The sequence below is a fragment of the Bullifex sp. genome (assembly GCF_034103065.1).
In the GTDB taxonomy this organism is placed as follows: Bacteria; Spirochaetota; Spirochaetia; order Sphaerochaetales; family Sphaerochaetaceae; genus Bullifex.
This window is the reverse complement of record NZ_JAXEGN010000047.1, coordinates 1-21,748: the sequence shown is the minus strand read 5'-3', so window position 1 is coordinate 21,748 and position 21,748 is coordinate 1. Positions and strand designations below refer to the sequence as shown.

The 21,748-nt window shown below is 33.4% G+C and carries 20 protein-coding genes; 13 read left to right on the top strand and 7 right to left on the bottom strand.

The window, feature by feature from the left end; genetic code table 11:
• Positions 1-61 precede the first annotated feature (61 nt).
• From SOY52_RS01955 to SOY52_RS01920, 8 genes are all read left to right on the top strand, one after another.
• Positions 62-469 (top strand): GNAT family N-acetyltransferase, encoded by a 408-nt coding sequence (locus tag SOY52_RS01955; RefSeq protein ID WP_320847305.1) that lies wholly within the window; start codon positions 62-64, stop codon positions 467-469.
• Positions 466-2,193 carry a hypothetical protein gene (locus SOY52_RS01950; RefSeq protein ID WP_320847304.1) on the top strand — a complete coding sequence of 576 codons (1,728 nt, stop codon included), beginning with the start codon at positions 466-468 and terminating at the stop codon, positions 2,191-2,193. The genes SOY52_RS01955 and SOY52_RS01950 overlap by 4 nt, the downstream gene beginning before the upstream one ends.
• A gap of 46 nt (positions 2,194-2,239) precedes the next feature.
• Positions 2,240-3,610, top strand: a complete 1,371-nt coding sequence (locus SOY52_RS01945; protein WP_320847303.1) for an amidohydrolase family protein — start codon at positions 2,240-2,242, stop codon at positions 3,608-3,610.
• Positions 3,611-3,680: 70 nt separating this feature from the next.
• Positions 3,681-4,832, top strand: coding sequence for a cytidine deaminase (gene cdd / locus SOY52_RS01940; RefSeq protein ID WP_320847302.1), 1,152 nt, complete (start codon positions 3,681-3,683; stop codon positions 4,830-4,832).
• A complete protein-coding gene (locus SOY52_RS01935; protein ID WP_320847301.1) occupies positions 4,832-6,112 on the top strand; it encodes a phosphatidylserine/phosphatidylglycerophosphate/cardiolipin synthase family protein in 1,281 nt (426 codons plus the stop codon). The genes cdd and SOY52_RS01935 overlap by 1 nt, the downstream gene beginning before the upstream one ends.
• A 2-nt stretch (positions 6,113-6,114) precedes the next feature.
• A complete protein-coding gene (locus SOY52_RS01930) occupies positions 6,115-6,621 on the top strand; it encodes a hypothetical protein (protein WP_320847300.1) in 507 nt (168 codons plus the stop codon).
• The gene (locus tag SOY52_RS01925) at positions 6,621-7,166 is read left to right on the top strand and encodes a hypothetical protein (protein ID WP_320847299.1); all 546 of its coding nucleotides are present in this window, start codon (positions 6,621-6,623) and stop codon (positions 7,164-7,166) included. The genes SOY52_RS01930 and SOY52_RS01925 overlap by 1 nt, the downstream gene beginning before the upstream one ends.
• A gap of 126 nt (positions 7,167-7,292) precedes the next feature.
• Positions 7,293-7,445 (top strand): hypothetical protein, encoded by a 153-nt coding sequence (locus SOY52_RS01920; RefSeq protein WP_320847298.1) that lies wholly within the window; start codon positions 7,293-7,295, stop codon positions 7,443-7,445.
• A 36-nt stretch (positions 7,446-7,481) separates the two neighbouring features.
• Here SOY52_RS01920 and rpiB read toward each other — a convergent pair whose 3' ends face one another.
• Positions 7,482-7,922: a ribose 5-phosphate isomerase B gene (gene rpiB, locus SOY52_RS01915; protein WP_320847297.1), complete on the bottom strand. Its 441-nt coding sequence runs from the start codon at positions 7,920-7,922 to the stop codon at positions 7,482-7,484.
• 63 nt (positions 7,923-7,985) lie between these two features.
• On the opposite strand from rpiB, the gene SOY52_RS01910 reads away from it, so the two are divergent.
• Positions 7,986-9,617 carry a putative manganese-dependent inorganic diphosphatase gene (locus SOY52_RS01910; RefSeq protein ID WP_320847296.1) on the top strand — a complete coding sequence of 544 codons (1,632 nt, stop codon included), beginning with the start codon at positions 7,986-7,988 and terminating at the stop codon, positions 9,615-9,617.
• On the opposite strand, the gene SOY52_RS01905 is transcribed toward SOY52_RS01910, so the two are convergent.
• Genes SOY52_RS01905 through sbcB form a run of 4 tightly spaced genes read right to left on the bottom strand, consistent with a single transcriptional unit; the run spans position 9,614 to position 14,947 of the window.
• The gene (locus tag SOY52_RS01905) at positions 9,614-11,614 is read right to left on the bottom strand and encodes a bifunctional (p)ppGpp synthetase/guanosine-3',5'-bis(diphosphate) 3'-pyrophosphohydrolase (RefSeq protein ID WP_320847295.1); all 2,001 of its coding nucleotides are present in this window, start codon (positions 11,612-11,614) and stop codon (positions 9,614-9,616) included. The two genes, SOY52_RS01910 and SOY52_RS01905, sit on opposite strands and share 4 nt — an antisense overlap.
• Positions 11,607-12,449, bottom strand: a complete 843-nt coding sequence (prmC, locus tag SOY52_RS01900; RefSeq protein ID WP_320847294.1) for a peptide chain release factor N(5)-glutamine methyltransferase — start codon at positions 12,447-12,449, stop codon at positions 11,607-11,609. The genes SOY52_RS01905 and prmC overlap by 8 nt, the downstream gene beginning before the upstream one ends.
• Complete coding sequence (gene prfA, locus SOY52_RS01895; RefSeq protein ID WP_320847293.1) at positions 12,446-13,510, bottom strand: peptide chain release factor 1; 1,065 nt, start codon at positions 13,508-13,510, stop codon at positions 12,446-12,448. The genes prmC and prfA overlap by 4 nt, the downstream gene beginning before the upstream one ends.
• A 39-nt stretch (positions 13,511-13,549) precedes the next feature.
• The gene (gene sbcB, locus SOY52_RS01890) at positions 13,550-14,947 is read right to left on the bottom strand and encodes an exodeoxyribonuclease I (RefSeq protein ID WP_320847292.1); all 1,398 of its coding nucleotides are present in this window, start codon (positions 14,945-14,947) and stop codon (positions 13,550-13,552) included.
• A 176-nt stretch (positions 14,948-15,123) separates the two neighbouring features.
• Here sbcB and SOY52_RS01885 point away from each other — a divergent pair, with 176 nt between their 5' ends.
• The 3 genes from SOY52_RS01885 to SOY52_RS01875 are packed head-to-tail and all read left to right on the top strand — an operon-like array spanning position 15,124 to position 18,369.
• Positions 15,124-16,413 (top strand): MFS transporter, encoded by a 1,290-nt coding sequence (locus tag SOY52_RS01885; protein WP_320847291.1) that lies wholly within the window; start codon positions 15,124-15,126, stop codon positions 16,411-16,413.
• Positions 16,413-17,063, top strand: coding sequence for a hypothetical protein (locus SOY52_RS01880; protein WP_320847290.1), 651 nt, complete (start codon positions 16,413-16,415; stop codon positions 17,061-17,063). The genes SOY52_RS01885 and SOY52_RS01880 overlap by 1 nt, the downstream gene beginning before the upstream one ends.
• A gap of 10 nt (positions 17,064-17,073) precedes the next feature.
• Positions 17,074-18,369, top strand: coding sequence for a hexokinase (locus SOY52_RS01875; RefSeq protein ID WP_320847289.1), 1,296 nt, complete (start codon positions 17,074-17,076; stop codon positions 18,367-18,369).
• A 55-nt stretch (positions 18,370-18,424) separates the two neighbouring features.
• Here the strand turns inward: SOY52_RS01875 and SOY52_RS01870 are convergent, their stop codons facing one another.
• Both SOY52_RS01870 and SOY52_RS01865 read right to left on the bottom strand, forming a co-directional pair.
• Positions 18,425-19,177, bottom strand: coding sequence for a hypothetical protein (locus SOY52_RS01870; RefSeq protein WP_320847288.1), 753 nt, complete (start codon positions 19,175-19,177; stop codon positions 18,425-18,427).
• A gap of 138 nt (positions 19,178-19,315) precedes the next feature.
• On the bottom strand, positions 19,316-21,046 hold the full coding sequence (locus tag SOY52_RS01865; protein ID WP_320847287.1) for a hypothetical protein: 1,731 nt from the start codon (positions 21,044-21,046) through the stop codon (positions 19,316-19,318).
• 53 nt (positions 21,047-21,099) lie between these two features.
• Between SOY52_RS01865 and SOY52_RS01860 the strand changes: the two genes are divergently transcribed.
• A partial coding sequence (locus SOY52_RS01860; RefSeq protein ID WP_320847286.1) for a bifunctional hydroxymethylpyrimidine kinase/phosphomethylpyrimidine kinase occupies positions 21,100-21,748 on the top strand: 649 nt, incomplete at its 3' end.

The window sequence follows — 21,748 nt, the reverse complement described above, 5'->3', positions numbered from 1 at the left end:
TAAATTTTTCTTTCCGTTCTGATTTAACAACAGAGAATGAACTGTTTTTTGAGAGGAAAAAATGATTACATATACTGAAGAAAAGATATTTACTAAAACGCAAGTTGAAGAGTTATTTTTATCAATAAATTGGTTATCAGGTCGTTTCCCTGATCGCTTATTTAAAGCTCTTCTTAATTCCTCTACCGTAATTACTGCTTGGGATGGGGATGAATTAGTTGGCCTTATTCGTGTACTAGATGATACATCAATGATGGCATATATAAACTATGTTTTGGTAAAACCAAGTCATCAAAAGATGAATATTGCTTCAACAATGTTAAATATCGTTAAAGAAAAATATAAAGACTTTCTCTATATCGAGGTAATGCTAGAAGATAAAAAGGTTTTACCATTTTATCAAAAGAATGGTTTTTCCGAAATGAGTGATGGTACAGGTGCCTTAATTAGAAATTTAAATATTAAATGAATATTATATCATTAGAAACAGACGTCACTTTAAATAAGGGTGGTGAAAAAGGCTACACGATTACAGAAAAGATTAAAGTTAATAGCAGTGGTTTTGTACAAATTTTAACTACTTCTAGTAGAGTTGAAGAGACAAGAAAGGAAGAATTATTTATTCGTCCCTCAATAGTTTTTGAACTTTTTAACTATTTTAATTCTTTTTCATACGAAGCTTTTTCAAATGCCGATTATAAAAATGGAATATGGATGCTTTGCCTTACCTTTTCTGATGGAAGTAAAAGAGTATTATTAGGAGAGGTTAAAGATAATCAAAAATTAAATGTTGCATCTGATGCGCTAAGAAAGTTATTACAAAAGCCCTATTTAATTGCTTTTGATAATAAAAACAGAACAGAAAAGTTTAAGACTTTCACAATTTCATTAACTGAAGGTGATGAAGAGATAGAGAAAGTAATATTTATTGAAAGTGAACGAAAGCTAAAGCTTTATAAGAAAGAAGGCAAAAAGGAAGTATTTATCGAATATAAATTAGATTTATGGGAGATAGAGAAATTAAGATCATGTATTTGGGATGAATTGTTTTTTGATTATGTACCACCAAATGAAGAAGCGCTATTTGATATTTCCTTTTCTTTTTCATTTCTTTTGCATAGTGATATTAACGTTAAGTTACCATATAGCTATTCTTGTTTCTATGGTCCATACTATGCTTTTATATATAAGTTAAAGGAAATAACTAAGGAAACAAATAGGTTTATAATTTTTTCATCCTTAGCTTTATATTTTAATAAAAATCATTATGTATATCTTGATGTTACCTTTCCAAATAGCGATAAGAAATATCGCTATGTCTCTAAGGACTTATTAATTAAAGAAGATGAAAATGTCTACATTTCAAAAAATAATGAATTAGTAAATGTGAATGTAAAGGAAGTGGAAAGTGGATTAATTAGTGAATCAAAATATCCATTTATCAATCTTGAAGCAATTGATAGTACATTCTATAGAGATTATTGCTTTCCTATAAAGTTTGATAAAGATAAAGCTCTTGATAATTTTTTTGCAGCATTTGTTAACTATAAAGAATGTAGTAATAATGGATATATTTTAGTTAATGCACTTTCAAAAATAATTAATTGCGCACAAAATTGTTTTGTTCCAACTGATACTTCAGATATGAGTGATTATCATTCATCTTCATACCTACTAATTGAAGATAATAGTAATCACATTCTACCTTGTATCTTCGATGAAAATGATAACATATTTAGCAATTGTCCATCTTTTAGCATGATGCCTTTTATCGATTATCTACATCTTATATTAGATTCACCTGGCATTAATGCAGGAATGATTACCCGTAAGAATGAATCATTAATCCTTACAAAAGAATTAATTAAATATTCATTAACTTGGAAGCCTATATCAGTAATTACAGCTGGTAGTTACAAGGTTGAAAAATTAAAAGTTGATGTAATAGTTTTAGTTAATAAAGAAAAAGGAAGTGGTTTTAGATCGGCTAGAGGACAAATGTACTACTATATTTCAGATCAAGAGAGTGCTGAGTGTGCAATGAAGCTTTTTGATGATATTTCATTTGCTGGCTTTTACTCACTTTATTACAGTCCTCAAAATAAGGATGATGCAATTTATAAACTATCTAATACTTGGAAAGCATTAAATAAAGAAAGGTGTCTTGATATGTATTTTGGCATATTTGAATAAGTAGAAAAAGTTTGTTGACTCTAAATCTTTGTAGTATCATATAGGTATGAGTAATATTTTGATTCAAAATGGTCTTTTGATAGATACAGAGTGGAAGAGAAGAGCCGACATTCTTATTAAGGGCTCTAAGATTATTAAAATTGCACCACATATTAGTGAGGATTCTCTTACTGAGAAAGCTAATATCGTCCATGCAGATGGTATGCTAGTTTTCCCAGGTTTAATTGATGCACATACACACTACCACCTTATTTCAAGAGGAACTGTTACAGCAGACTCATTTAGAGAAGGTAGTAGGTTGGCAGCCTTCGGTGGTGTAACAACAGTCGTTGACTTTGCCGATGATGATAAAGTAAATCTTGCAAAATGCTCGAAGGAGCGTATTAATGCCATGGGCAAAGAGATGAGCATAGACTTTGCTTTACACCAGGGTGTATATGGCTATAGAGAAGGCTTAAAGGAAGAGCTTAAGCAGTTAAAGGAACTTGGAGTTGGTACTATTAAGCTCTTTACTACATATAAAAATGTTGGTTACTTAGTTGAAAATAGAGATGAGCTAAAATCTATTTTTAAAATGTGTGGTGAACTTGGTCTTATGATTAGTGTTCACTGTGAGGATGATAAAACTATTGAAGAAATTTCTAATAATTGGAAGGGAACCTTTACTCCTCATGACCATGCTGATCTTCGTCCTTCAATTGCAGAAGCCCGTGCAATAGAGTACGTTGGTTCTATCGCACTTGAAGCTGGTGTTGATTTATATGTTGTTCACTTATCTTCTAAAGCTGGTTTAGATGTAGTACGTTCACTTCGTGATAGAGGATTAAAGGTAATTGTTGAAACAACACCTCACTATCTATTCTTAGATAGAAGTAAGCTTGATGGTCCAATGGGACCACTTTATGTAATGACACCTCCTCTAAGAACTAAGGAAGATAACTTAGCTCTACAAGAGGCACTTTGTAATGGAGAAATTCAAGTTGTAGCATCTGACCACTGTGCATTTACATATGCTCAGAAGCTAAAGAGTAGCGATACAAGAACAATTTATCCTGGAATTCCTGGAACTGAGGAAATACTTACTCTCGTATACTCTCTAGTAGCTCAAGGTGAGCAGCTTACAGTTAATGAGCTTGTAAATCTTTTATCTACAGGTCCTGCAAAGTACTTTGGGCTTTATCCTCAAAAAGGTGTTCTAAGAGAAGGTAGTGATGCTGATATTGTAATCTTTAATCCTGACTATCTATGGACTCTTTCAAGGGAAACAACACACTCTGCAAGTGACTATACTCCATACGATGGAATAAATGTACAAGGTAAGGTAATGATGACTTATTTAAGGGGTCGCCTTATCATGGGTGATAACATGTACCTTGGTATAGAAGGTGATGGACGGTTTGTTAAAGCAATACGTTGACTTGAAATAAGTTAAATGATACAAAAGCTATGCAACATGCATAGCTTTTATTGACTTAGAGGTGTGATAGATGATTAATGCTATTTTGTTTGATATGGATGGAGTGCTTTGTGATAGTGAAGAGGTATCAATAAGTGTTGGAGTTAATTACTTTAAATCAAAGAATGTAAATATTACTCACGATGATTTTTTACCTCATTTAGGTGGAGGTGAAAGAAAGTTCTTTGAAGGTCCAAGTAGAGCAAAAGGTTACCACCTTGACTATGATGATGCATCAAACTATTTTAAAAATCACTATGAAGAGTTATTAAATAAAACAAAACCAGCTCTTCCTGGTATAGATATTGTTAAAAGAGCTAGAAAGGCTGGAGTAAAAACAGCACTCTGCTCATCAGCTCCTAGATGGAAAGTATTAGTTAATATTAAAGCAATTGGGTTAAGTGAAGATGATTTTGATGCTGTATTTTCCGGTGAGAGTGTAAAGCGAAATAAACCAGAACCAGATATTTACTTAAATGCAGCAATAAATCTAGGCATTGATCCAAGTGAGTGTTTAGTTGTTGAAGATAGCTTATTTGGAGTTAGAGCCGGTAAGAAGGCTAACATGAGGGTATTAGCTGTAACTGGTACAGAAAGCTTTGATAAGCTTGCATCTCAAGGTGCAGATGTTATTGTTTCTGATCTTGGAGCTGTTGGTAGTTTTAATAGTCCTGAAGAGTTAGATAAAATTATAAGCCAAGATAGTACTTCAAATGCTGATGGAATTTTGTATGGTGCAAATTATATAGTTCCTCTTAAAAGACGAATGAGTGATTCTTTTGTTGAAAAGAAAATGGAAGAAGCTGCTTCATATGCTAGAGACCATGCTTATGCCCCTTATTCCAAATTTAAAGTTGGTGCAGCTGTTCTTAGTGCTGCAACTGGTAGAATATATTCTGGATGCAATGTTGAAAACTCTTCCTATGGTGCTACAATTTGTGCTGAGAGAAATGCAATACTACATGCAATTGCAGAAGAGGGAATAATTGGAATTGATACTCTCTTAGTTTATTCAGATGATGATCCTCCAGCTCCACCTTGTGCAAATTGCTTACAGGTATTAGCTGAGTTTGCAAAAAAAGATACAAAGATTATTCTTGTTTCAGTTAATGGAGTGAGAAAACAAATGTTATTTAGTGATCTCCTTCCAAATCCTTTTATTTTTCCTAGTGTGAGAAAGTGATGAAAAAGTTTATTTTATTTTTACTTTTACCTTTGTTACTTACTTCCTGTGTAAGTAGTACAAAGCCTTTTGTTAGTGAACCTTACACAAACCCTTCAATTAGTATTGAAGGAAAGCTTATGTATGGTGGTGCAACTAAAATTGATCTTCCTACCCCTGAGTGCTATTTCGAAGCTAAAGAATTCTTAGCTAGGTACACAGAGCTAATTAAAGAAGCTGAAGACTATATTTTGATTTCAACTTTCCTTGGTAGTGGCTGTGAAGGGCTAGATGATTTTTATACTGCTCTTGCTGAAAAAGCAGAAAGTGGAGTTGATGTTTATGTAATTCTTGATGCAGTTTCCTCTCTTGATATGACTGAGAGTAAGAAGTACATGTATCCTCTATATTTTCTGAAGGATAGTGGAGTTCATTTAATTGAATATGCTCCAATGAGCATTTTAAGAATAATTGCTCCTCAGAATTTGATTATTAGAGATCATAGAAAACTTGTTGTAGTAGATGGAAAGACTGCTGTACTTGGTGGCATGAATATGAATTATATCTCTCTTGGAAGTGATGATGTTATCGATTTACAAAAAGATAGTATGTATGTTTTTAACTCATCTAATCTTGCATCGGCTTTAACAGATGAGTTTGTAACAATTTGGAACCAAATATCTGCAACAGACAAGATGGATAGAAGTGACTTTGACTCTTATGTTGATGAAAGTGAAAAGCTAAATTTAGAGGGATATTTATTTAACCAAGGTCCTGGTACTAATGCCTCAATGTCTGCTCTCTTCTCTTCATTAATTAATGGTGCTGAAAAAGAGATTGTGATGCTCCCATATATGGCATTACTTGATAATAATATGTTTGAATGCTTGAAGGCGGCAGTTGCTCGTGGTGTAAAGGTTAAGATGTATCTTCCAATTGATAGCCGTGATTATGTTCAAAAGGCACTCTACTATGATTATTATCGCCTTGTTGAAGCGGGCTTTGAGGTTTACTATGAATTCTCTGGAAGAGCACATAATAATGCATTATTACATCAAAAATTAGCAGTAATTGATGGATTATATACAGTAATTGGATCTGCAAACTTCAACTATAGATCTATGAAGTCATCCTTTGAAATTGCTTTAGTAATTAAGAGTAATGAATTTGCCTCATCATCCTTAGAGCAGGTTAATGATATAAGTCGTGACATGATGGTATTAACTCTTGATGAAGCAATTAAACTAAAAAAGGAGAAGGGTAATGTATTTAATTATCTCTTCTCATACTATGGAGGCTAATCGTGAAAAAGAGATTATTATCACTACTTTTAGTTTTATTAACACTTTCATCATTGCATGCTTTTTCACTTGGATATGGAATAAGTACTTCTGGGTTATCTGGAAAGCTTGAAAGTGCAAGTGTAAATATCAAAGGTGTTGCTGACCTTTCTACTTCAAAGCAACTACTACTTACAGCAAATGCGGGCTTTGGAAATGATAAGTCTTTGACTATTGGTTTAAATTCTCTTGATTTAAAGCTATCAGCATATCCTATAGTTTTTTCAAATCATATCTTTGAGTTCATGTTTATCAATAACATGGCCTATGCTCCAGGGCTAGGTGCTGGAGTACTTTGGGATAGATCATTTGAACCTTATTGGACAATTAGTTTTGATTTAGTTCACCTATATGATACTCAATATGTATATGATTTTTTCTCCCCTATGGTTTATTTTGATAAAAATTTTAACTATGCAGGGTGGGGAATTGAACTATTTAATATGACATTCTTATTTGGAGGAAGATAATGAAAAAGAAAATTTTAGTAGTATTATTGTTAATAACCCTTTCGCTTCCTCTTTTTGCTGGCGACCACTTTGATATTTCTCTAGGTTTTGGTCACTACACAAACTTTAAGAAGGCTAATTCTTTGAGCCTTTACTATGGTTCTACAATTGGTTTAACAGATCGTTTAGAGCTAGTTGTGGGTGGTGTTAGTGAAGTTACTCCAAATGTGTTTTCTGATAATGAATTACAGCTTGGCCTTGCATTTGCAATAATGGGACAGCGTTCTACTGCAACAAAAGTCGCCGGAAGTAGTATTAATACTCTTGTTGGTGCAGGCTTAATTGTATCAGATGTAGATGGTAGAGTTTTACCAAGTGGAGCTTATTTAAATATTACTCCTGTGACTATTGGAACTCCAATACATGGAAGAAGAGAAAGAGCCTTTGAAATAGGATGCCAATATGATTGGTTTACTAATAAATTTAATATTACATTCTCTTTCTTGAAGCTTGATTTCTACCTTAGAGGAAGTTATAAATTTGTGGCGAAAAACCCACACGCTTGAATGTGGGATGAAAGCCACCACTTTTTACTTTATATATAAGAAGATGAAATATATAATATTTGTATAAAATGATAACAGGGAGATTGACTGTACTTCCTTGCTGAAAAGCAGAAATTTACCGCTAATGTGGTCGTAGGACTGCTTGGTAATGAAAGTCCTGATTCAAATAGACTTACACTTGTAACTCCAAAGTCTGAAAATGATGTACGATTACAAGCTACACTTGGTAATCAGAACCCCACGAGCTTGCCCGTGGGAGCAGTCAGAGAGATTACATGAAATAATATAATAGGGGCAAGCAATTGCCCCTAATTGTTAACCTTCCAATGCCATCATTTTATCGATTCTTTTTTGGTGCCTACCGCCTTCAAACTTTGCATCAATAAAGCTATCGAGCATCTTTACTGGATCATCTTTGTAGTCAACACGACCCCCAAATGCAATAAAGTTAGGATTGTTATGTCTTTTTGTCATCTCTGCTGAGTAACAATCTGTTAAAAGAGAGCATCTAATTCCTTTAATCTTGTTTGCTGAAATGGAAATACCAATACCTGTTCCACAAAGCACGATACCAAATTCATAGCCTCCTTTTAGATATTCTTGGCAAGCTTCTTTAGCTTTATCTGGATAATCAACACTTTCGATTTTATCTATTCCTAAGTATGTAACCTCATAGCCTCTTTCTTTTAAATGTTCAATTAATCTTTGAGCTAATTCAACTGCACCATGATCATTAGCCACTACAACTTTAGGCATTATTTTTATCTCCTTGTTAATAATTTTGCTTCATTGTATCATGTAGCAAATAAGAAGGTGAAGATGTCAAAGATATACATTACAGGACATAAGAATCCTGATATGGATTCAATTGCTGCAGCTTATTCATATGCTGTATTAAAAAACAAGATAGATAAAGAGAATGAATATATACCTTGTGCCCTAGGCGCTATGAATAGACTTTCTAAGGGACTCTTTGAACGTTTAGGCTTAAAACCACTTACTATTTTAAAGGATACCTTTTCTAAGGTAAGAGATGTTACCAAGAGACCAACATTAATACTAGAGCCAGAAGATCCTATTTATGAACTAGTAAATATGTATAACCAAACAAATCCATCTGTTGTTCCTATTATGAAGGATGGTGAGTTCAGAGGTCTATTATCTGTTGATGATATAAATAAATACTTTTTAAGAGAAAATTATGATTCTCGGCCTGTATATAACCTTGATATGAGTAATATTAGAAGAGTAGTTAAGGGCTTTGTAATTAAAAGAGGTGAAAAAGATCAATTTGTTGCTCCAATTATGGTTGGTGCTATGCGTTTTTCCGTCTTTAAGAAAAGGCTTAAGGAGTGTAAAGAAAAGCCTTTGCTAGTGGTAGGGTGTAGAAATGATCACATTAGTGAAGCAATTAAAGAACAAATTCCTGGAATCATATTAACTGGTGTTGAAGAGGATAGTTTAGAGAATATTGATTTTTCATCTTTTAAAGGTTTTGTTTATGCATCTCATGAGGATACTGCGGAGACAATTAGACTTTTAAGATTATCTGTTAGAGTTGATACACTACTTCGTGATTCAAAGGAACCTATCATTACAAAAGATATGCTTTTTGATACTGCAAAAGGTATTTTAGCGGATAGTGATAAACGTGGCCTTCCTGTATTTGATAGAGAAAATGGTATCTTTACTGGTTTTATTACTAGAAGATGTTTCTTAGAGCGTCCTAGAGCAAAAATTATCTTGGTTGATCACAATGAAGCATCTCAATCTGTAAATGGTATTGAAGATGCTGAAATTGTAGAAATTATTGACCACCATAGACTTGATGCCCCAAAGACTCGTAACCCTATTGCAATAACAGCACTACCCGTTGGTTCAACTTGTACAATTGTCTTTGAGCAGTTTGGTAGATACAATCAAGAAATAGATGCCTTGACTGCCAAGGTCTTACTTGCTGGTATTGCTTCCGATACCGTTATGCTAAAAAGTCCTACTACCACAAGTCTTGATCGTTATGCTGTTAAGATTCTTTCTGACATTGCTAAGGTAGACTTTGAAGAGTTTGGAAAAGAATTATTCAGTAAAGGCTCTACACTTACTTCTCAAAAGCCAGATGTAGCTATTTCTTCAGATTTTAAGGTTTATAGCGAAAATGGAATTAAGTTTGGAATAGGGCAAATTGAGGTTACAACTCTTCAAGATGTAAATGAAATGAGCAAATCATATTTAGCTGAGCTTGAAAAGAAGAGATTAAATGATGCTCTTGATTGGGCAATGTTACTTGTTACTAACGTTCTTTCAAGTGAAAGTGTGTTAATGACTACTAATTATAAGCTTAATTATCGTTTTGCATATGAAGAATTAATGCCGTGTATCTTCTCACTTCCAGGAGTGCTCTCAAGAAAGAAGCAACTCCTACCGGAAGTAATAAGAGTAATAGAATCTTAGAAGCCTTGAATTCGGATAATAGATGGTAGCGCTCTAATGGCTGTTACCATCTTTCTTAAATCGACTTCGCTTGAGGCACTAATTGTAAAGGTTCCTACTAAACCTTCTGGTGCTACATCGAGAGAACCAGATATTAAGCGTCCATTTTGCTTTTTAACGGCTCCATCAATTTCTCCAAAAAGTTCTGCATTCATTTTAGCTGTAACTTTAAAGCGTCTGACAAGCTCATTTGAATCCCAAACAACAGGTACTAAACGTTTTTCAACTTCACTCATATTTTTAAGATTTTTACAATCTTTTCTATGAATGACATATCCTCTACCACGAGTTACGTATGCTACAATTTCATCTCCATGAACTGGGTTACAGCACTTTGCAAAATCAAAAAGAATGTTACTTTCATTGCTGATGATTACAGATGATGTATTTTTATCAGTTGGAACAAACTTAATGCCCTGCATAATAGGAATTAATGGCTTGATTTCCTCTTGTTTTTTATCATCATCTTTCTTTTTATCACTTATTTGAGGAACATTGTCTGATAGATTTTTATTTAGCCATGCCATTATCTTCTTCTTTGCAGAAGGAGTTTTTGCATATTCAAGCCAAGAGTGGTGAGGATGGGCAGCAGGGCTTGTTAGAATTTCAACTACTTGAGTATTTTCAAGTGGTTTATTAAGTGGAATAATAGCGCTATCTGCTTTTGCACCAGTACAATGGTTACCAACCTCTGTATGAATTTTATATGCAAAGTCTAAGGCGGTTGCTCCTACAGGTAGTTCAATTACTCTACCTTGAGGTGTGAATACAACAATAGAATCCTTTAAGAGCTCATTCTTAATTTCATCCATGTAATCTTCATTTTGCTCAATTTCCTTGGACCAATTCTTAATTTTGGTAATTATTTTATTGTAGTTAATTTGGTCATAGTTTTTCCAAGCACCAGCTTCACTGCCTGAAGAGGCTTTATAAGACCAGTGTGCAGCAACACCTTCCTCAGCTGTTTTGTCCATTTCTTGGGTTCTAATCTGAATTTCAAGATGTTTTCCATCTGGACCTAAAACAGTAGTATGTAAAGACTGATAGTTATTGGTCTTTGGCATTGCAATGTAGTCTTTAAATCTACCTTCAATTGGGTGCCAGGTTTGGTGAATAATACCTAAGATAGTGTAGCATTCTGTAACACTTTGACAAATTACACGTACACCTAAGATATCAAAAATTTCATCAATTTCCTTTTTTCTTCTCTTAATTTTTAAATATACAGAGTAAACGTGCTTAACACGACCTTTAATTTGAACGTTAGTAATTCCAACTTTAGCACAAGCCTTTAATAGGTCGTTTTGAACCTTTTTTAAATATGCATTATATTCACTTTTTTTAGAAAGCAAAAAGTCATTAATGTATTGGTATGTATCTGGCTTTAGTGTTTTAAGAGATAAATCTTCAAGTTCGGTTTTTAACCATGAAATACCTAAGTTACCTGCAAGTGGGGCAAAGATATCAAGACAATCTTGGGCAATTTCCTTTTGCCTTTGAGGTGCTAGTGCTCCAAGAGTTCTCATGTTGTGAAGCTTATCTGAGAGCTTGATGATAATAACTCTCATATCTTTACCCATTGCAAAGAACATCTTTCTGATGGTTTCAGCTTCTTGAAGACTCTTTGATTCACTTTTTAGCTTTGAAATTTTCGTAACTCCATCAACCATGATGGCAACTTCCTTTCCAAAGTCTCTCTCTAAATCTTCAAGTGTACATTCTGTGTCTTCAACAACATCGTGTAAAAGTCCTGCACAGATGGTATCTCTATCCATTCCGAGTTGAATTAATATAGTGCCTACCGCAAGTGGGTGGATGATATATGGTTCTCCACTTTTTCTTTTTTGGTCTCCATGCAGTCTATCAGCATAGATTGCTGCAGCACAAATTTTCTTTTGGTCCTCAGTGCTATATTGATATGCCTTTTGGGTGAACACTCTCAACAGATCATCATGCATAATATGTACCCCTTACAACTCGCTCTTTGTTTGCAAGATCTTTTACGATTTTTATCTCTTTAAATCCAGCCTTGCTAAGTAGTTTAGCACAAAGTGCTGTTTGTCGATAGTCACATTCTATCATCAAAAAACCACCATTTTTAAGGTAGTTAGGGCTTTGAATGATAATTTTTCTTATTATATCTAAGCCATCATTATTATCACTAACTAATGCACTCTTTGGTTCTTTTTTTACTTCATCAGTAACAATTGAATACCATTCTTGAGTTAGGTAAGGTGGGTTAGTGACAATGATATCAAATTTCTTTGATATTTTGGCAAATAAATCAGAGCATATAATTGTGCAATCATCATTGATTAGAGAGTGTGCATTTTTTTTAGTAATTTTTAATGCCTCTTCACTTATATCAGACAGTGTTAAGGTGCAAGAAATATTACTTTTTATTGCAATTCCAATAGCTCCTGTTCCTGTACATAGGTCTAATACATCAGGGCATGGAATATTCTTTAATTCATTAAGTGCTTCTTCAACAAGTGTTTCTGTATCAGGACGAGGAATTAATGTATTTTCAGAGACATAAAAATCAAGGCCGAAAAATTCACGCTTTTGAGTGATGTATGATAGGGGAGTATGGTTTAATCTTTGATTTGCACATTCGAGTAATTTTTGGTAATCACTTGAAGATATTTCAATATCGGGTTTAATAATTTGGTCAAGTTTAGATATTCCAAGAGAGAATTCTGCGATAATAGAAAACTCTCTTGGAGCATTTTCAACATCGCTATTGTTACTTAAAATAGCGATTATTTCTTTTTTTGCATCATTTAGTCTCATGCTTCTTTTAAAGCTTGCTCACCAGATGCAATCTTTAGAGCTTCAATTACTTCCTCTAAATCCCCATTCATAACTTGCTCTAATTTATAAAGAGTTAAGTTAATTCTATGGTCGGTTAAGCGATTTTGAGGGAAGTTATATGTTCTAATTCTTTCAGATCTATCACCTGATCCAACTTGGCTCTTTCTTGCTTCAGCTCTTTCCTTTTGCTTTTTAGCCTCTTCCATGTCATAAAGTCTAGCTCTAAGTACTCTAAGAGCTTTTGCTTTATTCTTTATTTGAGACTTTTCATCTTGCTGAATAACAACAATACCAGTTGGAAGGTGAGTAATTCTTACAGCTGAGTCAGTGGTGTTAACACACTGTCCACCTGGACCACCTGCACGCATTACATCGATTTTTAAATCTTCCTGTCTAATTTCGATATCTGTTTCTTCTGCTTCAGGAAGAACTGCAACAGTTACAGCACTAGTATGAATTCTACCACCTGATTCTGTTTCAGGAACTCTTTGAACTCTATGAACACCACTTTCGTAGCGAAGAGAAGCATATACATCTTTTCCTGAAATAGAGACAACAATTTCCTTAAGTCCTCCAATTCCAGTTTCATTTGAGCTCATTACTTCAAGCTTCCATCTCTTAGTTTCTGCATAGTGGGTATACATTCTAAAGAGATCTGCAGCAAATAGTGCAGCCTCTTCTCCACCTGTTCCTGCTCTAATTTCCATGATGATATTCTTGCCATCGAGTGGGTCAGGTGGAATAAGGAGCATTTTACACTCTTTCTCTGTACTTTCTTTTTCTTTCTCAAGCTCTGAAATTTCAGCCTTAGCCATTTCAATCATTTCAGAATCTGTTTCGCCTTTAAGCATCTCTCTTGCATCATTTATTTCTTCATCAATCTTTACTAAACGATGCATAGTCTCAACTATTGGAGCTAAATGAGAACGCTCCATTGTAAGCTGAGTATAGGCTTTCATATCCTTCATAAACTCGCTATCTGAGAGTTTCTTATCCATCTCAGAGAGTTGTTTTTCATAATCTTTAAGCTTTGTAAGCATTTTTACTCCTAAAGTCGAAATATAACATTTTGTTGCATTTTATGTAAATGCATAATTATATATAGCTTCTCCATACTCTTTGAGTGCTAGAAGTATTAATTTATCCTTACCACTGACAGCTTTGCTATTTAACTTTTCATCGATATTTCTCATATATGTAAAGTAATCAATACCTGTTGAAAGAGGCTGTAATAGACGTGATGAACAAAAATTCTTCCATAGTGTTTTCTGCTCATCAGTTAAAAAGTGAGGCCAGTTTCTAGCAACTTGTCTAAAAAGTAGCTCATGATATTTAGGTTGGTCAAAGATAATATTCTTATATAGTTTATCTGCAGGCTTGGTATTTTGAATTATAGCGAGATTTAAAATATCACGTTTGGATGTAAATGTTTCATCGTATAATAGTAAATCAGGGTCTAAACCTTTTTTTGAGTACTCTTGATTATTCAAAGCAAATTTACGAGAAATAGAATTATCTTTTCTAATTATTGCAAGATTTCTTTCTATTGTTTCAAATGAAATACCTAGTCGTGAAGCTCTGTTTCCTTTTTTTAATACATTTAGAGGCGCAATAAATGGAGCTTTATTTAAAGCAAAATATACGATTCCTTCACAGGTAAAGATTTCATTTTCATCTGCTTCCTGCAAAACCGATGCATCCTTTGTTAAATCAAATGCATAAACAGTATTATCCTTGATAAATAGTGGACTAACAGGACGAGTACACCCATTTGGAGATGAAAAATTCACTGTAGTTAATAAAATAGGGGTATGGTCAATAATATCAATTAGCTTTCTAATTTCACTTTTATAGTGGTTTTTGAAGTAGAAATCAAAAAGGCCTGGTTGTTTTTGCTTTATTAACTTTGCCACATTTATTGTGGCATAAACGTCTACCATAGCATCATGAGCACCAATTTGCTCGATATTATTATCCTCTGTTAAATGGACTAATTTATATGAAGTATTACCATTTTCAGTTAAATGGTTAAAGTTTATGCCTTCAGGAGCTAAATCATGGCAAGCTCTTACTAAGTTAATTATATCCCAGCGAGAACAGCCATTTGTGTATTCTCTCCTATATGGGTCAAATAGATTTTTATATAGGTCGTTACGAATAAACTCATCATCAAAATTAATTGAATTAAATCCTGTAACGGTAGTATTAGGAACCATAAATTCCTTTAAGATTTTATTTAAAAATTCAACTTCATCTAACCCTTTTTCCATAGCCTTTTGAGGAGTTATTCCTGTAAGCAAACATGCATCAATAGATGGAAGGTAATCAGGAGTAGGACGTTGGTAAATTACCATCTCATCTGAGATGATATTTAAATCAAGGTCAGTTCTAATTCCTGCCATTTGAGCAATTCTATCAACTTGAGGATTTGTTCCAAAGGTTTCTAAGTCATACCAATATATTGAAGGTTTATTCATAGCTATTATTTTATCAGATGAATTGAGGCTTGAGAACAACGATAGTGTTTAACTTAAAGACAAGAACGAAATTGAGTAAAAACTATATAACTTTTTACTAAAAAATGGCTATTTTACCGGTTTTATATTTTTAAAATTATCAATAGCTGTGTTACAATACACATTTAGAGGTGTTTATGCAGGACTCAAAGAAAGAAATTATCTCATGGTCTTTGTATGACTGGGCAAATAGTGCTTTTGCAACAACTGTAATGGCTGCTTTTTTCCCTATTTTCTTTTCGGAATATTGGTCACTTGGTCAAGATGCATCGGTTTCAACATTCTTTTTAGGAATTGCAAACTCAACTGCATCATTGGTTGTAGCAGTTATGGCTCCATTTTTAGGTGCTATTGCTGATAGTGGAAGTTATAGAAAGAAGTTCTTAATATTCTTTGCATTCTTAGGTGCTTTGATGACTTCTTGTTTGTGGCTATTGAAATCAGGACAGTGGGGACTTGCAATACTATTTTATGTAGTTGCATGTATTGGATTCTCAGGTGGTAATACCTTCTATGATTCACTACTTCCTTGTGTAGCTTCTGATAAAAAAGTAGATTTTGTATCAGCATTAGGATTTAGTTTAGGCTACATTGGTGGTGGTTTACTCTTCTTAATCAACGTTTTAATGTACTTAATGCCAAATATGTTTGGTATTTCAAGTAGTGTTGAAGCTGTTAAAATTTCATTTTTAACAGTTGGTATTTGGTGGTTAGTTTTCTCAATTCCACTATTATTGTTTGTCAAAGAGGATAATGATGGAAAGAAAACAAAGATTAGTGAAAGTTGCAAAACTGGTGCAAAGAATATTGCAACAACATTAAAAAGTTTAAAATTCTTAAAAACTACAACACTATTTTTAGTAGCATATTGGTGTTACATTGATGGGGTTGATACAATCATTAGAATGGCAACAGACTATGGAACATCTTTAGGTTTTTCATCATCTTCATTAATTGTTGCACTTCTTATTACTCAATTTGTAGCGTTCCCAGCCGCACTGCTATACAATACCTTTGGTAAAAAGATTGGAACTAAAAATGCAATTTTAGTAGCAATAGTTGCATATTGTATCATTGCTCTTTTAGGCGTATTTATGACCAAAGAAATTCATTTCTACTTACTTGCTATCTTAATTGGTTTATTCCAAGGTGGTATTCAAGCATTAAGTAGATCATATTACACAAGACTAATTCCAAAAGATAATAGTGCGCAGTTCTTTGGATTCTTTAATATGCTTGGTAAGTTTGCAGCTATTATTGGACCATTTTTAGTTGGTTTTGTTACTTTGATTACTAAATCAAATAGAATAGGTATTCTTTCTCTTATTCTTCTCTTTGCTGTAGGTGGGGTTTTACTATATAAAGTAGATGAAAGCAAAGCAGAAAAAGAAATTGGAAAGTTTGAAGAAAGTTTAGAGAGGGCCTAATGCGTAAACGTCTTATCAGCTATTTTGCCATAATGACTGTTGCTCTATGTAGTCTTTGTGCAATTGAGATTGAAGACGTTTCATATGCATTTAATGCACTTTATAATGGTACATTTTGTGCAGTTGCTGCAAATTCAACTGTACCACGTATTGAATTACCAGGAGTAAGTCTTGAGGATACAAGTAGTGATAACCTCATGTATAAGCTCTCATATAATCGATCTGATTTAGCACAGTTTACCACTGCTCTGAAGGGGGAAGCTGCAGACAGTTGGTACTCAAAACTGCTAAAGAGTGCAAGAAGTACTTTTTCACCACTTCTTGTTGTTGCAACTCAGCAAATTGAAGGCGCTGAGTATAGAGAAGGGGATGCTGTATTAGATGGAACTATGAAGCTAATCTTTCCATCTAAGAGTGCTCTTTCTAGCTGGATTGATTTATTAGTACTCTCTGATTGGTCATCAATTTGCTTTACATTAGAGGTTTCCATTGTAGTAAGTGGAAAGGCTATGGATGAAGCACTGGCTTTTGAGGGTATATTAGAAGGAAAAGGAGTTTCTGGTGAACGAAGTGTTGAGCTGAGTGTTAAGCAAATGCTTTGTAATGAAACTGCTATAACTATGAAGCCAATTAAGTTAGGTTTAAAATAAGGAGAAACAAATGAGTGTCGTTAATGATTTCCTGATGCGCCATAATTTAGCACCAGAGTGCGTTGATATGGATAAGCTCACCGAGGGATTTTTAGCAGAAATGAAAATGGGGTTGGATGGTAAAGGTGGTTCCCTTGAAATGATTCCAACCTTTGTAAGTGAGGATTGTGATATCCAGCCAGGACAAAGTGTAATTGTTCTTGATGCTGGTGGTACAAACTTCAGAACTTGCTTAGTTACCTTTGATGAAGAGCTTAAGCCAGTTATCTCTGACTTTAGAAAGGTTGGTATGCCTGGTGTTAAGCAGGAAGTAAGTGCAAAAGAGTTCTTTGGTATCTTAGCTGATAACGTTGAGCGTCTTATTGATAAGAGTGACAGAATAGGATTCTGTTTTAGCTATGCTGCTAATATCACCCCAGAACATGATGGTGTTCCTATTATTTTCTCAAAAGAGATTAAGGCTCCTGAAGTTGTTGGTATGCCTGTTGCTCAATCATTATTAAATGAGCTTAAAGAGAGAGGCTATGATGTATCAAATAAGAAGTTTAGTGTTGTAAATGATACTGTAGCTACATTGCTTGCAACTAAAGCTGGTTGTTCTGACCCAGCTTCAGGTTATGTAGGTTTTATTCTTGGTACTGGTACTAATACTGCATATACAGAGAATAATGCTCTTATCACAAAGCTTGGTAATTTAAAAAATGGTAAGCAGATTATCAACGTTGAGTCTGGCAACTATGATTTAGCTCTTGGTGATTTTGATAAAGAATACTTTGCTACTACAAAGAATGCTAATGCATATCACTTTGAAAAAATGATTAGTGGAGCATACCTTGGTGGCTTTGCAACATTTGTAATTAAGAAAGCAATTGAAGAAGGTATTTTTTCAAAGCAGTTTGCTGAGCGCTTTAATGCAATTGAAGGTGGACTTACAACAACTACTATGTCTTTCTACCTTGAAAAGTGCCATAACATGGATTATGACCTTGTTAAGTGTGTTGAAGGTAATGAAGAAGATGCATTAAATCTTTGGCTTGTAATTCGTGCAGTTATTGAAAGAGCTGCTAAACTTACAGCTGTTAACCTTTCTTCTGCTGTAATTAAAACTGATGCAGGTAAAAATCCTAGATACCCTGTTATTATCAATGCTGATGGAACAACCTTCTATAAGACAGAGTTCTTAAAGAAGTATACAGAAATCTATCTCCATGAGTTCTTAGAGAAGAAGCATGGTAGATTTATCAAGATGGTTAGAATTGATGATAGCCCAGTCCTTGGTGCTTCTATTGCTGGTCTTTCTGTTTGATAATGATTATAAAGGCTTGAGTTGATGCTCAAGCCTTTAACTATAATAATACTTGTTATTTTACAATATTAAATTTCTTTATATTGTCGATTTCAGTATCTTCTAATAATAATTGATTTGCGTTTAAAATCTTGAATTTGTATGTTCCATAATATGGATTTTCTTCAGGAATAATACAAATTAGGTAGTTTCCTTGTATTTCAAAATTTTCACAATCCCATTTTATTTTTTCATCACCAGACCAAGAATACTCAGTTTCTAGGTAGTTTGAATAATATTTATAAGAAATTTGATCTTTTTCAATTACTAATAAACCTGCAGTTGATGGATTTGCAAACCAAAATTGATGACCTATAAAGGAATCAATTTTTGATGTATCAGAAATTGTTGAAAGTGTTACTTTTGCTGTTGTATTAATTACAATTTCATTTAATTTACCTTCAGATTTAATAGAGTATCCTGATTCAGAAAATTGTAATTCAATACTTAATTCATCACTTGATGTTATTTTTATGCTTTCTTCATCTTTTGTTATTGTGATGTCTTCAAATGTTCCTGAATAAACATTAAACCCTGAATCTGCTTTTGGTTCGGATAATACCCATTCTAATGATTTTTCGTCTTCGCTGATAATTAAAGATAGAATACCTTTTTCTCCGATTGTCCTTGATTCTGGAGAAAGATCAATAGTGAAAGTTTTTCCCTTAAATTCAGTTTTTGTAGCTGGTGCTTCTGGTATTCCATTATTACATGAAAAGAGGATGAATAGTGATAAAATAGAAACAACAATAATTAAAGATTTCCTCATAACTTTCTCCTTTTGTTTTTGGGATAACAAAATTATAACATTGAGATAGAAAAAGTATAAAGAATTATTTTTAATAATTTATTGTATGGTAACTAAATGAAAAACTCCTAGGTATTTTTTTCCTAGGAGCTATTGTTTTTAACATCTTTCTATTAAAGATCTTTGATACTTTAAAATTTCATCGTGGAGAACTTCATTTTTACCTTTAATATCGACTAAAACACGAAGAACAGGTTCTGTACCACTAGGCCTCATCCACATATAACCAATTGATTGTCCATTGAAATCAACAAACTGAACCTTTAGACCACCTTTTGCAAGAGGACTTCTATAGTCTGGGCCAATTCCTTCTCTTTCTACAGTTCCTTCTGTTTGAAGTACTCTATAAAATGAGCATGCTGGAATTTTACCTTTCATTTCTTTATCAAAGGTATCTTGTAAGAGTTTTTCATAATTGAGTTTTATTTGTGCCCAATCCTTACTCTTAACCTGCATTTTAGCAAGAGTAGAGAATGCTCCTGTTGTAGTATATTGAGGAAGTGCATCGAGCAGAGCATCTAATGATATTTCCTCAGATGATTTACCTAGCTTTTCAAGAATGTAGTCAAATAATGATTTATCAGATAGCAGTTTTAAGAAGGTAAATGCAGTATTAAGAGGGTCTCTAACGCTTGCAGGCTTAGTAATGTTACCACCATTACTACCTTCACCTAATACTTTAACAGTATAACCTTTGTCAACTAATTCTTGTCCAAGGTTTACTACATTTGCCTCCCCAACTTCAGCTCTGAAAACTTTAGCTCCAAAGGTACTAGCTATTTTATCAATTCTTTCACTAGTTGGACCATTTACAGCGACAGCAATGTTTGTAATACCCTTCTTAGCAAGAGAAGCAACTTCAATTGTAACAACCAGTGCAAATACTTCTTGTGCCTCTAAGATTCTACCTTTTCCTTCTCTTGTAATATATACAAAGTTACCTCTATCACCGTCGTTATCAGGAGTATATCCGAGAGTATAACTTGGGTCTTCACTATGCATTTTTTCTAGATATTGCATTACAGGAATTAAGTTTTCACCCTCTGGAACAATAGCATGTTTAACATCACCAACCACATCATTAATAGCTGAAAATTTAATACCCATTTCCTTAAAAAGTGTTCTATCAATACTTGCAGCTCTTGCAGAACCATTGAAGTCTGCAACAATGCCTACATCAGTTTTGAAATCACTTGGTAAATCTGCAGTTTTTAATACAAATGAGCGATAGAACTCGAGAGCTGAATATTTCTCTTTTTCAAGATTTACTAAACACTCATTACGTTTTTCTTGTGGACAGCTACTTATTAATTCCTTTGCTTTCTCTACAACATCAGGAGATGAAATCATTCTTCTTAGAATTGAAATAATTTCTTCTGCCTCTGGTTTTGAGAAAACTCCACCTTTATAGCCAAACTTAAAACCATTATGACCAATAGGGTTGTGTGATGCTGAAATGTAATAAAAGTAATCGTAGTTGTGTGATTGTGCCATTATTTCAGGAGCGGCAGAAATATAAAGGTATTTTACATCCTGACCAAGTGAAATAAGTGCTTTAATTGTTAAAAGTGAAAGTGCATAACCAGTAGGTCTAGCATCTTGTCCTACAATTACACTTTTACCTTTTGCTTTAATAAATTCATCAAATGCTCTAGCAATAGTAACAACTATTACTTTATCTTCGTCACAGATTGTCCTTACTGGATCTTCTTCATTTCCACTAGAGGCAAAAACTGCTCTTAAGCCTGATGCCGATAAAATATAGTGATTAAGTCGCTCTTTGACTAAATCGCAATTTGTATTAATTTGTGAAATTGATTTATGTAACATGGTTTCATTATATCAGATTGAAGTTCTAAAATAAAACTAATAATATTCATAATATGAAAAAGAGAGCTTTAGTTCTTCAAGATTTTACAGCATATACAAAGGCTAGTATTAATATTTCACTTCCTGTATTAGAGTCCTTAGATATTGATACAGCTGTCTTACCTTTATCATTACTTGCAACTCAAAGTGATGGTTTTGATAATTTCTTTATTAAGGACTTACAAAAGGAATGTGAAATAATATTTGAAAACTTTAAAAAAAATAATTTTTCCTTTGATGCAATTTATAGTGGGTACTTATCATCATTTGAACAATATAATTTAGCTAAACAAATTTTTTCAACTTACAATTGTACTATTCTTGTTGACCCAGTACTTGGAGATGATGGAAAGCTTTATCAAGGTTTTGATGAAAGTAATATTCTATACATGAAGGATTTAATAAAAAAAGCAAATATTATTACTCCTAATATGACCGAATCTTGTTTAATTACAAATTATCCTTTTAAAGGTATTTTTTCCATTGAAGATATTAAAGTTATTATTGATAGAATAAGTGATTTAACTAGTAGCCTAGTCGTTTTAACATCTGTTTGTTTAGAGAGTGGTAAATTAGCAAATATTGTATATGATCGTAAAAGTATAAAAATTAATAGCTTTGAAAAAATCAATGCTTCATACCCTGGTTCTGGAGATTTATTTG

Coding starts and splice junctions, on each gene's coding strand:
- SOY52_RS01955 (WP_320847305.1), top strand. CDS start 62: ATGATTACATATACTGAAGAAAAGATATTTACTAAAACGCAAGTTGAA.
- SOY52_RS01950 (WP_320847304.1), top strand. CDS start 466: ATGAATATTATATCATTAGAAACAGACGTCACTTTAAATAAGGGTGGT.
- SOY52_RS01945 (WP_320847303.1), top strand. CDS start 2,240: ATGAGTAATATTTTGATTCAAAATGGTCTTTTGATAGATACAGAGTGG.
- cdd (WP_320847302.1), top strand. CDS start 3,681: ATGATTAATGCTATTTTGTTTGATATGGATGGAGTGCTTTGTGATAGT.
- SOY52_RS01935 (WP_320847301.1), top strand. CDS start 4,832: ATGAAAAAGTTTATTTTATTTTTACTTTTACCTTTGTTACTTACTTCC.
- SOY52_RS01925 (WP_320847299.1), top strand. CDS start 6,621: ATGAAAAAGAAAATTTTAGTAGTATTATTGTTAATAACCCTTTCGCTT.
- rpiB (WP_320847297.1), bottom strand. CDS start 7,922: ATGCCTAAAGTTGTAGTGGCTAATGATCATGGTGCAGTTGAATTAGCT.
- SOY52_RS01910 (WP_320847296.1), top strand. CDS start 7,986: ATGTCAAAGATATACATTACAGGACATAAGAATCCTGATATGGATTCA.
- SOY52_RS01905 (WP_320847295.1), bottom strand. CDS start 11,614: ATGCATGATGATCTGTTGAGAGTGTTCACCCAAAAGGCATATCAATAT.
- prmC (WP_320847294.1), bottom strand. CDS start 12,449: ATGAGACTAAATGATGCAAAAAAAGAAATAATCGCTATTTTAAGTAAC.
- prfA (WP_320847293.1), bottom strand. CDS start 13,510: ATGCTTACAAAGCTTAAAGATTATGAAAAACAACTCTCTGAGATGGAT.
- sbcB (WP_320847292.1), bottom strand. CDS start 14,947: ATGAATAAACCTTCAATATATTGGTATGACTTAGAAACCTTTGGAACA.
- SOY52_RS01885 (WP_320847291.1), top strand. CDS start 15,124: ATGCAGGACTCAAAGAAAGAAATTATCTCATGGTCTTTGTATGACTGG.
- SOY52_RS01880 (WP_320847290.1), top strand. CDS start 16,413: ATGCGTAAACGTCTTATCAGCTATTTTGCCATAATGACTGTTGCTCTA.
- SOY52_RS01875 (WP_320847289.1), top strand. CDS start 17,074: ATGAGTGTCGTTAATGATTTCCTGATGCGCCATAATTTAGCACCAGAG.
- SOY52_RS01870 (WP_320847288.1), bottom strand. CDS start 19,177: ATGAGGAAATCTTTAATTATTGTTGTTTCTATTTTATCACTATTCATC.
- SOY52_RS01865 (WP_320847287.1), bottom strand. CDS start 21,046: ATGTTACATAAATCAATTTCACAAATTAATACAAATTGCGATTTAGTC.